At 66.0% G+C, this 13,760-nt stretch carries 10 protein-coding genes; 8 read left to right on the top strand and 2 right to left on the bottom strand.

From position 1 onward, the window contains the following. Nucleotides 1-91: 91 nt before the first annotated feature. The gene (lpxL, locus tag AN401_RS02070; protein WP_094038893.1) at nt 92-1,015 is read left to right on the top strand and encodes an LpxL/LpxP family Kdo(2)-lipid IV(A) lauroyl/palmitoleoyl acyltransferase; all 924 of its coding nucleotides are present in this window, start codon (nt 92-94) and stop codon (nt 1,013-1,015) included. Nucleotides 1,016-1,424: 409 nt separating this feature from the next. Here lpxL and glnE read toward each other — a convergent pair whose 3' ends face one another. Then, the gene (gene glnE, locus AN401_RS02065; RefSeq protein ID WP_096778406.1) at nt 1,425-4,289 is read right to left on the bottom strand and encodes a bifunctional [glutamate--ammonia ligase]-adenylyl-L-tyrosine phosphorylase/[glutamate--ammonia-ligase] adenylyltransferase; all 2,865 of its coding nucleotides are present in this window, start codon (nt 4,287-4,289) and stop codon (nt 1,425-1,427) included. A gap of 167 nt (nt 4,290-4,456) precedes the next feature. Between glnE and AN401_RS02060 the strand changes: the two genes are divergently transcribed. From AN401_RS02060 to AN401_RS02050, 3 genes are read left to right on the top strand one after another with little or no spacing between them, the layout of a single operon-like run. Beyond that, nucleotides 4,457-4,870 (top strand): YjfI family protein, encoded by a 414-nt coding sequence (locus AN401_RS02060; RefSeq protein WP_094038895.1) that lies wholly within the window; start codon nt 4,457-4,459, stop codon nt 4,868-4,870. Between the two features lie 10 nt (nt 4,871-4,880). Continuing rightward, complete coding sequence (locus AN401_RS02055) at nt 4,881-5,504, top strand: hypothetical protein (protein WP_094038896.1); 624 nt, start codon at nt 4,881-4,883, stop codon at nt 5,502-5,504. Then, nucleotides 5,501-5,836, top strand: a complete 336-nt coding sequence (locus AN401_RS02050) for a hypothetical protein (protein WP_094038897.1) — start codon at nt 5,501-5,503, stop codon at nt 5,834-5,836. The genes AN401_RS02055 and AN401_RS02050 overlap by 4 nt, the downstream gene beginning before the upstream one ends. Before the next feature lie 3 nt (nt 5,837-5,839). Here the strand turns inward: AN401_RS02050 and AN401_RS02045 are convergent, their stop codons facing one another. After that, nucleotides 5,840-7,351 carry a CYTH and CHAD domain-containing protein gene (locus AN401_RS02045; protein WP_096778405.1) on the bottom strand — a complete coding sequence of 504 codons (1,512 nt, stop codon included), beginning with the start codon at nt 7,349-7,351 and terminating at the stop codon, nt 5,840-5,842. Nucleotides 7,352-7,518: 167 nt separating this feature from the next. Between AN401_RS02045 and AN401_RS02040 the strand changes: the two genes are divergently transcribed. From AN401_RS02040 to putA, 4 genes are all read left to right on the top strand, one after another. Beyond that, on the top strand, nt 7,519-8,199 hold the full coding sequence (locus AN401_RS02040; RefSeq protein WP_094038899.1) for a TIGR00153 family protein: 681 nt from the start codon (nt 7,519-7,521) through the stop codon (nt 8,197-8,199). A 21-nt stretch (nt 8,200-8,220) separates the two neighbouring features. Further along, on the top strand, nt 8,221-9,486 hold the full coding sequence (locus AN401_RS02035; RefSeq protein WP_094038900.1) for an inorganic phosphate transporter: 1,266 nt from the start codon (nt 8,221-8,223) through the stop codon (nt 9,484-9,486). 88 nt (nt 9,487-9,574) lie between these two features. Continuing rightward, nucleotides 9,575-10,192, top strand: a complete 618-nt coding sequence (locus tag AN401_RS02030; protein WP_094038933.1) for a TIGR04211 family SH3 domain-containing protein — start codon at nt 9,575-9,577, stop codon at nt 10,190-10,192. Between the two features lie 286 nt (nt 10,193-10,478). Then, nucleotides 10,479-13,649, top strand: coding sequence for a bifunctional proline dehydrogenase/L-glutamate gamma-semialdehyde dehydrogenase PutA (gene putA, locus AN401_RS02025; protein ID WP_096778404.1), 3,171 nt, complete (start codon nt 10,479-10,481; stop codon nt 13,647-13,649). Nucleotides 13,650-13,760: the final 111 nt, after the last annotated feature.

Below are 13,760 nucleotides of genomic sequence, written 5' to 3'. Positions count from 1 at the left end.
CGGCCGATCGCACCCGTCGGCCGGCCTTGGGTGGCCATTACCGCCATTGTTATTTAGAATTCGGCCATTCGACGACGATGGCGACTCCCTGATGCAAGACTCCCGGCTTCCTCCCTTTCACGCGGCGCTGCTGCACCCGCGCTATGCCCTGAACTGGCTCGGCCTTTGCCTGCTGTGGCTGCTGGTCACCCTGCTGCCCTGGCGCGCCCAGATGGCCCTGGGCCGCGGGCTGGGCCGGCTGTCGATGAAAGTATTGAAGTCCCGGGTCAAGGTGGCCCGGCGCAACCTGGAGCTGGCCCTGCCGGAGCTGACCCTGGCCGAGCGCGAGCACCTGCTCAGGGGCAACTTCGAGAGCGTGGGCTGCGCCCTGTTCGAAACCGGCATGGCCTGGTTCTGGCCGGACTGGCGCATGCGGGCCCTCACCCGCATGGAGGGCACCGAGCAGGTGGATGCCGCCGCGGCCAAAAGCCAGGGCATGCTGCTGCTGTCGGCCCACTTCCTTACGCTCGAGCTCAACGCCCGCCAGTTCGGCCTGTACCGGCCGGGCGTGGGCGTCTACCGGCCCAACACCAACCCGGTGCTGGAATATGCCCAGGTGCACGGCCGCTGCCGCTCCAACAAGTACCTGGTGGATCGGCTCGACATCAAGGGCATGCTCAAGGCGCTGCGGGCCGGCGATGCGCTCTGGTATGCGCCGGACCACGACTACGGCAGCCACGCCAGCGTGTTCGTGCCCTTTTTCGCGGTGGACAAGGCCGCCACCATCACCGGCACCGCCACCCTGGCGCGGGTGAAGAATACCGTCACCCTGCCCTGCTTCACCCTGCGCGAGAGAGACGGCTACCGGCTGGTCGTCCAGCCGCCCCTGGCCGGCTTTCCCACCGGCGACGACGAAGCGGACGCCATCACCGGCAACCGGGTGCTCGAGGCCGCCATCCGCCAAGCGCCGGAGCAGTACATGTGGCTGCACCGGCGCTTCAAGACCACCCCGGAAGGGGTGCCTTACCGGTACTGAAGCGGGAAGCGATAGGCTGGAAGCCTGACTCTTAGTCACAAGTCCGACTGTCTGATTCAGCGCAGAGAAGAGGCAGCAGGGCTACCTCCGCCGACACGCCGCAAGTACATCCATGTAGGCTCGCACATGCCATCCCTGGCATGTGACGGTCGGCGGAGGCCATCCCTGTTGCCTCTTTCAAGCCCCGACGCCGTTTGAAGATGGTGCCAGCAGGCGGCATCGGGGCGACAGAGAGGACAAAGGGCGCAGCTCCGCCGGCCCTCCGCGCCAGGGAGGGCGCGGCGGAGCCCCCAGGGAGGGGTTTACGGCGTGCCGGAGGAGCTGTGCGCTTTGGCCGATGTTTTGCTGATCTAAAGTCAACAAAAACTTGTGACTAAAAGCCAGTCTTCCAGCGTCTGTCTTCCAGCTTCTAGCTATCTTTAAGCCATTTGTTCCAGCTTGCCACCACCCAGCCGCGTTCCCGGACGAGTTCACTGTCCGGCACCCGGCCGGGCTGGTCGGACAGGCTCAGCCGGTGGCCCCGGTCGCGGATGGCGCAGTAGGCGGTTTTCAGCCGGCCGGCCTCCTCCTCTTCCAGCAGCCCCACTTCCACCGCCGCCTCCAGGATGCGAATATTGTCGGACCAGCGGGTCAGGGCCGGGTGCTCATGGGCATGGGCCAGCACCAGGTACTGGGTGAGGAATTCGATATCGGCCAGACCACCCACCGACTGCTTGAGGTGGAACTCGCCGGGCCCGGCCTTGATCAGATGAGCACGCATCTTCTCGCGCATCTGCACCACCTCCAGCGCCAGCTCGCCACGCTCCCGCTCCTTGCCCAGCACCTCCCGGCGGATGTCGTTGAAGGCCTCGAACAGCGGCGGATCGCCCACTATCATGCGGCTGCGTACCAGGGCCTGGTGCTCCCAGGTCCAGGCCTCGTTGTGCAGGTAGGTGCGGTAGGCGTCGAGCGGGCTCACCATCAGGCCGGAGGCGCCGCTCGGTCGCAGCCGCATGTCCACCTCGTAGAGCACGCCGCTGGGGGTGCGGGTGCTGAACAGGTGGATGATGCGCTGGGCCAGGCGCAGGTAGAACTGGCGGCAGTCCAGGGGCTTGTCGCCGTTGGTCTGGCCCTTGAGCCCGGCCTCCTGTACGAACACCAGGTCCAGATCCGAGCTGTAGGCCAGCTCGATGCCGCCCAGCTTGCCGTAGGCCACCACCCCGAAGCCCTTGCGGCCGCTGTCCGCCAGCTGTTCGGGCACGCCGTGGCGGGCGCTCATCTGGGCCCAGGCCTGGTTGACCACCTCTTCCACCATGGCCTCCGCCAGCCAGGTGAGGTGATCGCTCACTTTCATCAGCGGCAGGGCGCCGGCGATGTCGGCGGCGGCGATGCGCAGCAGATGGATCTGCTTGAACTGGCGCAGGGCCTCCATCTGCTGCTCCACGTCCTCCTCCGGCACCCGCAGCAGGAACTGGCGCAGCTCGCCCCGGTAGGCATCGAGGGGGATGGGGTTGTACAGCAGCTGGGGCACCAGCAGCTCGTCCAGCAGAATGGGATAGCGCGCCAGCTGCTCGGCCACCAGGGAGCTGGCCTCGCACAGGCGGATCAGCTGGGTCAGGGCACCGGCGTTTTCCACCAGCAACTGCAGGTAGGCGGTGCGGGTGGCGATCTGCAGCAGCAATTTTTGCAGCCGGGCAAACAGGATGCCGGGGGTGTCGGACTGGCTGACCTTGTCGAGCAGCACCGGCATCAGCTTCTCCAGCGCCTGGCGTCCCTGGGGGCCCATGGCCCGGCGCGGACACTCTTCCTTGAAGGTATTGAGCGCCCGGGCCAGGCGCCCGGCCTTGTCCTCGGCCATGCCCTGTTCCTGCAGCAGCCGGACCAGTTCTTCCTCTTCCCAGTCGGTCTGCCAGATGTCGAACCAGATCTGGGCCGCGCCCTCCTCTTCCGCCTCGGTGCTGTCGCCGATCAATTGCTCGAACTGGCGGTGCACCAGGGCCATGGCATCGTGCAGCGCCCGGTAGAAGACATCCCAGTCCGGGTAGCCCGTCAGCCAGGCCAGGCGGGTGCAGTTGAGTTCGTCCTGGGGCAGGGTCTGGGTCTGCTGATCGGCAAAGGCCTGCAGAAAGTTTTCGACCTTGCGCAAAAAGCGGTAGCTCTGGTGCAGCTCTTCGGTCACCTCGGGGCTGAGCGCCCCGGCCTCCCGCGCCGCCGCCAGGGCCTGGGGCAGATGGCGCACCTGCAGCGCCGGCTCCCGGCCACCGCGGATCAGCTGGAACACCTGGGCGATGAACTCCACCTCGCGGATGCCGCCGGCGCCCAGCTTGATGTTGTCCTTGAGTCCCTTGCGCCGCACCTCGGCGGCGATCATCGCCTTCATCTGGCGCAGGGAATCGATCACCCCGAAGTCGATGTAGCGGCGGAACACGAAGGGCTTGAGCATGGCCTTGAGCTCGGCGCTGTATTCGCCCTCGTCATTGAGGATGCGCGCCTTGACCATGGCGTAGCGCTCCCAGGTGCGGCCGTGGTGCTGGTAGTAGTCTTCCATGGCGGCAAAGCTCACCGCCAGGGGGCCGGACTCGCCGAAGGGCCGCAGCCGCATGTCCACCCGGTAGACCTGGCCGTCCACCGTGGTCTGGTGCAGGGCGTTGACCAGCTTTTGCCCCAGGCGGATAAAGAACTGCTGGTTGGCCAGCTCCCGCCGCCCGCCCCGGGTCACCCCGTTGTGGGGAAAGGTGAAGATAAGGTCGATGTCGGAGGAGAAGTTGAGCTCCCGCCCGCCCAGCTTGCCCATGCCCAGGATCAGCATGGGCACCGGCTTGCCCTCGGCGTCGGAGGGGGTGCCCAGCTCGGCGCACTGGCGCCGGTAGAGCCAGCGATAGGCTTCCACGATCAGCGCATCGGCCAGGGCCGAGATATGCTCGAAGCTTTCCTCCACCTCGGCCCCCAGCAGCATCTCCCGCCAGGCGATCAGCAGCAGCTCGCGCCGGCGAAAGCGGCGCAGGGCGCGCAGCAGGCCGGGCTCGTCGTGCACGGCCGCCAGTTGGGCGGCCAGCGCCGGCCGGTAGCCGCCGGCCCGGTCGCCGTTGTGCAAGTCCTTTTCGTCGTCCAGTTCCAGGGCCAGCTCCGGCTGCTGGCACAGGCTGTCGGCGGCGAAATCGCTGCAGGCGAACAGCGCCCTGAGCTGTTCGCAGCGCGGTTCGCTCAGGCCGGCACGGATGTCGCCGGCGCGTTCTTCGAAGCGGGCCCAGTGTCTGTCGGCCTGGGCCCCGAGCAGGGCGGGCATCTCTCCCATCTAGGTTTCCTTGTTGGCGGATTCTGGCACCAGACTACCATTGTTGCCGGCCTTGAACAGAGAGCCGGCGCAGATTGTCGCGCCGGCCGGCGGCGACGGAGCGCGGGCTTGCACTGAAGGCGGCGGCTGATTAGTCTGTAGCGGACTTATTATGTCAGGACCTGTTGATGGAACTCTCAGTTATCGGCCGGCATCTCGAAGGGCTCGGCGACCAGTCGAGCACCGGCTTCGGTTTTCAGTGCTTCCCCATCCCCGGCGAGGTGGAGGTGCTCAAGGTGACGGTGGAAGGGCGCGAAGAGCTGCCCCTGTTCATCTCCGTTTCCGACGATCAGATTTTGTGCATCAGCTACCTGTGGGACGAAAGCCAGGTCGATCCGGCCCGGCGCCAGGCCATGCTGGAAGCCATGCTCGACATGAACATTCCCATGCCGCTGTCGGCCTTTGCCCGGCTCGACGACTGGTACGTGGTGTTCGGCGCCCTGTCGCTCAACGCCGATCTGGCCGACATCGAGCACGAGCTGGCGGTGCTGAGCGACAACTGCCTCGAGGTGATCGAGGACATGGCGGAGTTTCTGTTATGAGGACGGGGCTATGAGCGTATTGGGTCAGGTCCTGCGCAGCCTGCAGGATCCGCAAGACGGCAGCCTGGATCCGGACAGGGTCTGCGTTCAGCTGGTGCGCGCCTGCCGCCACGCCGAACAGCACATGCAGGGGCTGGCGCGCCAGTGCCGGCAACTGAAGGCCGAGCGGCAGCTGGCCGACCGCCGCGAGCGGGCGTTGCGGCACGAACTGCACCGGCAGGAACAAGGCGTGCTGGCGACCCTGGCCGCCGGCCACGATGCTCACGCCCAGGCCACCGAGGTGGCCCGGCTGGAAGACCGCCAGGACGAGCTGGCCGCCGACCTCGCCCGGCTGGAAAAACGGCTGGGCTATTACCAGCGCCGCTGGCTGGAGGCCGAGCGCCACTACCATGATCTGTGCCGCCAGCTGGCCATGGCCAAAACCACCGCCTGCGTGCGCAAGACCATGGCCGCCATCCGCCGCCATCCGGCGGTGACCCTGGTCAACGCCAAGCAGGCCCTGGCCGATATCCGCGCCCGGGAGCAACGCCAGCATCAGGACACGGAGCCCGACGAGGCGCCAAGGGCCCTTTGCCCCCACAGCGCCGAGCAGGTATTGGCCCGGCTGCAACAGCAACTGGGAGGCCGCCCTTGAGCCAGCGCAAGATACCGGAAAAATGGCAGAGTTCGGTGCGCGCCGCCAAGGCGGTGCAGGTAGCCTTCGACATGGACGAGAAGCTGCAATACCAGATCCGGCGCGAGGCGCTGGACAACGGCCTGAGCCCCTCGGATCAGATCCGCCACATCCTGACCCTGCCCACCGCCGCCAAGCCCAAGCGCCCCCGGCTGACGGTGTCGCTCAGCCCCGAGGATTACGCCTACCTGGCCGAGCGCTACGGCCTGCGCCCCGAGCAGCAGCTGGAAATCAAGCACAGGGTGATGGACGAGCTGCTGGCCTACAGCCGCCAGCAGCTCGATGAAGGCTAGGCCTCAGCGCCAGTAGGGCTCCAGCTGCAGGGCCTGGGCCCGGGACTGCTCCAGGGCTTCCAGCAGGAAGCGCCGCTTGCGCGCCAGCCAGTCGTCCAGCTCCTCGCGATCTTCCGCCGCCAGCCGTTCGCGCACGTCCTCCAGGGGCGAAAGCATGTCCAGATCCTCGATACCGCGCAGTATGTCGAGCCAGGGCATGCGAAAGGCCAGCCGTTCCTCCTCCGGGTAGAGACCGCTGAAGCAGAGCCCCACCATCAGGGTGCGCCTGAGCTTGCCCTTCTGCTGGATATACTGCTCGCCGTCGAGTACCGGCCCGCCCAGGGCGCTCTGGCGCAGGGTCTGCCAGCTGTCTTCCAGCAGTTCCCGGGCCAGGCCGTTGATGGGCGCGGCCAGTTGCGCGCTCTGCTGCGGCGCCAGCCCGGCCCGCCAGTCCTGGCGATAGAGCCAGTGGGTAAGCCGGAGCAGCAGCCGGCCATAACGGGGCCCGTAAAACAGCTCGCGCAGTTGCTGCTCGTCGGGCAGTTGCGCCTGTTGTTCCGCCAGCTCCACCAGCAATGCCTTCTGGCAGTCCAGCCGGCGCAGATAATGGCCCCTGTCGGCGGTGAGGTGGGCCAGCATCTGGGCCCGGTCCAGCCAGGACAGCTGCTGCTGCAACCACAGCAGATCGTCGATCCAGCCGCTGTTGATGCGGTGCGATACCAGCTCGCCGAACATCAGCAGGATCTGGTGCACCAGGGAAACCCCCTCGCGCAGCTGCACCAGCCAGTCGGTGCCGGGCGCTGCCATCCAGCCATCCTCATGATACTGCCAGTGGCGCAGCCCCTGATGGAGCAGGGTCACCATGGCCTGCTCGCAGCCGTCTTCCGCCCTCAAGTCGGCCGGCGCCAGGGCCCGCAGCCGGGGCATGGGGCTGAGGCCCGCCAGGCGGTAGCCGCGCTGGGCCTTGGACACGGCCCCCAGGCGCAGGCCGCCCTGCCGAACCAGGGTGTCGGCCAGCTCGAACAGGCGGGAAGCATCCCCCCGCACCAGTTCCAGCTCCAGCTCGCGGATGGGCTCGCGCCGCTCGCCCGCCTGCACCTCGCCCTCGTCCAGGGCCAGTTCGATCTCGGTGCCGTCATCGGCCAGCAACCAGCGCCGGCGCACGAAGTCGGTGCAGAACAGGGGCTGCAGCGCCTGTTGCAGGGCGGCGGCGTCGACCCCGGCGGGCCAGATATGGGCGGGGAACAAGGCCAGGTCGGGATCGGGCGCCGCCAGCGCCACATTGTATTCCGGCCGCTGATGCAGGCCGCCGACCTGGCTGCCCGCCAGCTTGATGGTCTGCTCCAGGGCGCCGTCCTGGCTGCGGATGCGCAGGCCGGCGTCCATCCGGCGCAGCGTCAGATCGGGGGTGTCGTAGTAGGTATTGGCCAGATGCCGCCGGTCGTGCTTGAGGATTTGGTAAGATTGCAACAGCTCGGGCAGGGCGTCGGTGATATCGCGCGAGACCAGGAACTTGATCTCTATTTCTGTATCCATAAGGGTGTCCGGAAAACCAACCTTCTGATTTAAAAGTAAAAGCAGAAACCGCTAGCAGAGAGACATGACGGTTTTATGAAAAATGCTGTTTTCTTGCCTTTGTAGTTAAGTTACCATGCGCGCCACATTGATGTATCGAGTGTTTTTTCACCGACACAGGATTGGCTATGCCAGTAAATACTATTTTGGGACTCTTTGCCAAGTCCCCGATCAAGCCCCTGCAGAAGCATGTGATGAAAGTCCATGAGGCTGCACAGCAATTGGTTCCCTTCTTCGACGCCATGTGGGAGCAGGACTGGGAAAAGGCCGAACAGATCCAGGGCCGCATCTCCCAGTTGGAACGGGAGGCCGACGCCCTCAAGCGGGAAATCCGCCTCAAACTCCCCCGCGGTCTCTTTATGCCGGTCGCCCGCACCGACATGCTGGAGCTGCTCACCCAGCAGGACAAGATCGCCAACAAGGCGAAGGACATCTCCGGCCGCATCGTGGGCCGCCAGATGGAAATCCCGCTGCAGCTCAAATCCTCTTTCATGGATTACCTCAACCGCTGCATCGACGCCACCGCCCAGGCCGCCAAGGCCATCGACGAGCTCGACGAACTGCTGGAAACCGGCTTCAAGGGCAGGGAGATGGATCTGGTCACCGACATGATCCACCAGCTGGACTTGATCGAGGACGATACCGACGTCATGCAGGCCAGATTGCGCAAGCAGTTGCAGGCCATCGAGGACGGCTACAACCCCATCGACATCATCTTCCTGTACAAGATCCTTGAATGGGTCGGAGATCTGGCGGATCAGGCCGAACGGGTAGGTGCCCGTCTGGAGCTGATGCTGTCCCGTTCCTGAGCGAATCAACAAGGTATATAAATGGATATCATCGCTAACTACGGCACCACGCTGATCCTGGTGGCGGCCGTCTTCGGCTTCTTTATGGCCTGGGGCATCGGCGCCAACGACGTGGCCAACGCCATGGGCACCTCGGTGGGAACCCGCTCGCTGACCATCAAGCAGGCGATCATCATCGCCATGATCTTCGAATTCGCCGGCGCCTACCTGGCGGGCGGGGAGGTCACCTCCACCATCCGCAGCGGCATCATCGACTCAGACGCCTTCGTCGACACCCCCGACCAGCTGGTGTTCGGCATGATAGCCTCGCTGCTGGCCGCCGGTACCTGGCTGCTGCTGGCCTCCTACTTCGGCTGGCCGGTGTCCACCACCCACTCCATCATCGGCGCCATCATCGGCTTCGCCCTGGTGTCCCTGGGGGCCGAGGCGGTGCACTGGAACAAGGTGATGGGGGTATTCGGCTCCTGGATCGTCACCCCGGCCCTGTCCGGCCTGCTCGCCTATTTCACCTTTATCAGCGTGCAGCGCCTGATCTTCAACGCCGACAGCCCGCTGGCGGCGGCCAAGAAGTACGTGCCCGTCTATATCTTCTTCACCGTCATGGTGATCTGCCTGGTGACCCTGAAGAAGGGCCTGAGCCACGTGGGCCTGGACATGACCAACCTGCAGAGCTGGGGCCTGTCGGTGGTGGTGTCCCTGATCAGCGCCGTCATCTGTGCCTTCTATATCAAGCGCCAGCGCTACAACCCCCAGGATGACAAGGACATGCATTTCTCCAACGTGGAGAAGGTATTCGGCATCCTGATGGTGGTCACCGCCTGCGCCATGGCCTTCGCCCACGGCTCCAACGACGTGGCCAACGCCATAGGTCCGCTGTCGGCGGTGGTGAGCGTGGTGGAAAGCGCCGGCCAGATCGCCGCCAAGTCGACCATCGCCTGGTGGATACTGCCGCTCGGCGGCATCGGCATCGTTATCGGCCTGGCGTCGCTGGGCCACAAGGTGATGGCCACCGTGGGTACCGGCATCACTCACCTGACGCCGAGCCGCGGCTTCGCCGCCCAGCTCGCCACCGCTGCGACAGTGGTGATCGCATCCGGTACCGGCCTGCCCATCTCCACCACCCAGACCCTGGTGGGCGCGGTGATGGGGGTCGGCCTGGCCCGGGGTATCGCCGCCCTCAACCTTAACGTATTGCGCAACATAGTGGTGTCCTGGATAGTGACCCTGCCCGCGGGGGCCATACTGGCCATCGTGTTCTTCTACGTCATCCAGTGGATGTTCGTCTGATCGAGGGGGCCGGCAGGCCCCCTTGTTCTTGTCCTTCCCTCCGCCCCCCATTACCATGATTTCATCGACGACAGTGAAGGACACCCTGGTGAAATCAAAAGTACTACTGGCGCTGCTGTGCAGCCTGCCCTGGCTCGGCCATGCCGAGGCCGCCACCCGTTATATCTCCGACAACGTCTACGCCTTTCTGCATGCCGGCCCCGGCAACCAGTATCGCATCCTCGGCTCCATCAACGCCGGCGAGCCGGTGGAATACCTGAGCCGCAACGCCGACAGCAAATACGTGCAGATCCGCGACAAGGACGGCCGCACCGGCTGGGTGGACGGCCAGTTCGTGCAGACCGAGGAGAGCTTCCGCTCCCGGCTGCCGGCCCTGGAGCAGCAACTGGCGGATGCCAGGCAGCAACTGGCCAGCGCCGACGAGCGCCACCGCCAGGATGTGCAGGACAAGACCGAGCGGCTGCAGCGGCAGGAGCAGGAACTGGACGAACTGCATGAGCAGTTGGCCGAACTGCGCCAGACCAGCGACCGGCTGGCGGCGGACAATCGCCGCCTGAGCAGCCTGATGGACGACAGGGAACACCAGATGCGGCTGGACTGGCTGCTGCGCGGCGGCCTGGTGGCCGGCGTCGGCGCCCTGGTCGGTTTTCTGCTGCCGCTGATCCCCCTGCGCCGCAAGCGCCGGCAGGATCGCTGGATGAACTGACCCCGCCCCCTGTTTTGAAATGGCGAAGCAACGGCTTCGCCATTTTTTGTATCTATGCCCCCTCTCACGACGCCTTGCCCGCCAGGCGGACTATCCTTGAACAAACAGCCGGAAAGGTAGCATCGGATACCCTCGCCACCCCCCGATTGAACGGCTTGTTGCCGGCCATGCCGGTGCAGCGCGGACGATCCGGCACCGCCCTGGCAATCGGGTTTCCATGCTTCCACGGCCAGCCAGGCGGCGTCCGAACTGCCGCCTTCCTCAAGCAACGTCAGGAAATGCCGCCATGTTCAATGCCGCCACCGTCTTCGCTTCCGGTTACGCCCCCCGTGATTTGCCGGCCCTGCGCCAGGACATTACCCGAAACTACGTGGTCGATGAAAACAGCTACCTGGCCAGCCTGCTGGAGCAGGTGCCGGACGACGCCCAGACCCTGGCCCGCATCACCGACCAGGCCCGCCGCCTGGTGACCCGGGTGCGGGCGGAAAGCGATGGCGGCGACGGCATCGACGCCTTCCTGCAGCAGTACAGCCTGGACACCCAGGAGGGCATTATCCTGATGTGCCTGGCCGAGGCGCTGCTGCGCATCCCCGACAGCCATACCGCCGACGAACTGATCAAGGACAAGCTGTCCGGCGCCGACTGGGCCAGACACTTCCGCCAGAGCGATTCCACCCTGGTCAACGCCTCCACCTGGGGCCTGATGCTGACCGGCAAGATAGTACGCATGGACAAAAAGCTCGACGGCAACCCGGCCAATGTGCTCAACCGCATGATCAACCGCCTGGGCGAGCCGGTGGTACGCTCCGCCATGTACGCGGCCATGAAGATCATGGGCAAGCAGTTCGTGCTGGGGCGGGACATCAAGGAGGCGCTCAAGGCCAGCCGCAAGTCCCGCGAACTCGGCTACACCCATTCCTACGACATGCTGGGCGAGGCGGCCATGACCGCCGCCGACGCCGAGAAATACCGTGCCGACTACGCCAAGGCCATCGCCACCGTGGGCGCCGAGCAGCTCAACAACCCGGCGGTGCCGCGCCCCTCCGTCTCCATCAAGCTGTCCGCCCTGCACCCCCGCTACGAGGAAGCCAGCCGGGCGCGGGTGCTGAGCGAGCTGCATGCCACCGTGCTGGGGTTGCTGGCAGAGGCGCGCAAACTGGACGTCTTTATCACCATCGACGCGGAGGAGATGGACCGGCTGGAGCTGTCCCTCGATCTGTTCGAGGCCCTGTACCGTGCCGAGGTCAACCGGGGCTGGGGCGGGCTCGGCCTGGTGGTGCAGGCCTATTCCAAGCGCGCCCTGCCGGTACTGTGCTGGCTGACCGCCCTGGCCCGGGAGCAGGGCGACGAGATCCCGGTGCGGCTGGTGAAGGGCGCCTACTGGGACAGCGAAATCAAGCACTGCCAGCAGGCCGGCATCGACGGCTACCCGGTCTATACCCGCAAGGCCGGCACCGATGTGTCTTACCTCGCCTGTGCCCGCTACCTGCTGAGCGAGGCGACCCGGGGCGCCATCTATCCCCAGTTCGCCACCCACAACGCCCACACCCTGGTGTCGGTAATGGCCATGGCGGGGGAACGCCGCTTCGAGTTCCAGCGCCTGCACGGCATGGGCGAGGAGCTGTACAACACCGTGCTGAAGGAAAACCCCGGCCTGGTATGCCGCATCTACGCCCCGGTGGGGGCCCACAAGGATCTGCTGCCCTACCTGGTGCGCCGGCTGCTGGAAAACGGCGCCAACACCTCCTTCGTGCACAAGCTGGTGGATCCCAACACCCCCATCGACAGCCTGATCACCCATCCGCAGTCCTGCCTGCGGGATGGCCCCAGCCTGGCCAACGACAAAATCCCGCTGCCGCTGGCCATCTTCCCGGACAGGGTCAACTCCCGGGGCCTGAACCTGAATATCGAAGGCATCCGCACCCCCTTCTTCAATGAACTGGCCAGGCTGGCCGACAAGCAGTGGCAGGCTGGCCCGGTGATCGGCGGCAAGACCCTGACCAGCGGCACCGCCAGCGCCGTGCTGAGCCCCCAGGATCAGGGCCGGCAGGTAGGCCAGGTGTGGTTTGCCGACCAGGCGACGGTAGCGCAGGCGGTGGGCCGGGCCCAGGCCGCCTTCAAGGGCTGGCGCGACACCCCAGTGGAGCAACGCGCCCGGGCCCTGGAAAAGCTGGCCGAACTGCTGGAGGCACACAGCGCCGAGTTCGTCTCGCTCTGTACCCGGGAGGCGGGCAAGCTGTTGCAGGACGGCATCGACGAGGTGCGCGAGGCGGTGGACTTCTGCCGCTACTACGCCGTTGAAGCCCGCCGCCTGATGGCCGAGCCCACCCGCCTGCCCGGCTACACCGGCGAGCTGAACCTGCTCCATGCCCAGGGCCGGGGACCCTTCGTGTGCATCAGCCCCTGGAACTTCCCACTGGCCATCTTCCTCGGCCAGGTGGCCGCCGCCCTGGTCACCGGCAATACGGTGCTGGCCAAGCCGGCGGAGCAGACCTCGCTGGTGGCCCACCTGGCGGTGAAGCTGGCGCACCAGGCCGGCATTCCCGCCGAGGTACTGCAGTTGCTGCCCGGCGACGGCGCCACCGTGGGCGCGGCCCTCACCCAGGATCCGCGCATCGCCGGGGTCTGCTTCACCGGCTCCACCGACACCGCCCAGTTGATCAACCTGACCCTGGCCAAACGCCAGGGCGCCATAGTGCCGCTCATCGCCGAAACCGGCGGCCAGAACGCCATGATAGTGGACTCCACCGCCCTGCCCGAGCAGGTGGTGCGCGACGTGCTGCGCGCCGCCTTCCAGAGCGCCGGCCAGCGCTGCTCCGCCCTGCGGGTGCTCTACCTGCAGGAAGACATCGCCGAGCGGGTGCTGGAGATCCTCAAGGGCGCCATGAAGGAGCTGAGCGTGGACGATCCCGCGCTCTGGTCCACCGACGTGGGCCCGGTGATCGACCAGGGCGCCAGGGCCGGGCTGGAGGCGCACCTGGCGCGGATGAAGGCCGAAGGCAAGCGGATCATCGCCGAGGCCCCCATGGCCAAGGGCTGCGACAAGGGCTTCTATGTGCGGCCCACGGCGTTGGAAATCGGCAGCATCAAGGAGCTGGAAAAGGAGCAGTTTGGCCCCATACTGCATGTGGTGCGATTCAAGGCGAAGGACATCGGCCAGGTGGTCGATGACATCAACGGCACCGGCTACGGCCTGACCCTGGGCATCCACAGCCGCAACGAGTCCTTTGCCGACCAGGTGGCCAGATCCGTGGATGCGGGCAACGTCTATATCAACCGGGATCAGATCGGCGCCATGGTGGGCGTGCAGCCCTTCGGCGGCCAGGGCCTGTCCGGCACCGGCCCCAAGGCCGGCGGCCCCCACTACCTGAGCCGCTTTATCACCGAGAAGACCGTTACCAACAACACCACCGCCATCGGCGGCAACGCCACCCTGCTGTCCCTGGGGGAAGGCTGAGGCCAGGCCGGAAGCCGGAGATAATAACAAAAGCAGACTGCTGGCAAACCTTCGGATTTACCTATACGGGCAGCACCCATGCCAAAACCGGCGGGCAAAGGGAACGACTTA

Origin of the sequence: Zobellella denitrificans (assembly GCF_002407485.1) — a bacterium.
Classification (GTDB): Bacteria; Pseudomonadota; Gammaproteobacteria; order Enterobacterales; family Aeromonadaceae; genus Oceanimonas; species Oceanimonas denitrificans.
The sequence above is the reverse complement of the archived record's forward strand: the minus strand, read 5'-3'. Positions and strand labels throughout refer to the sequence as shown.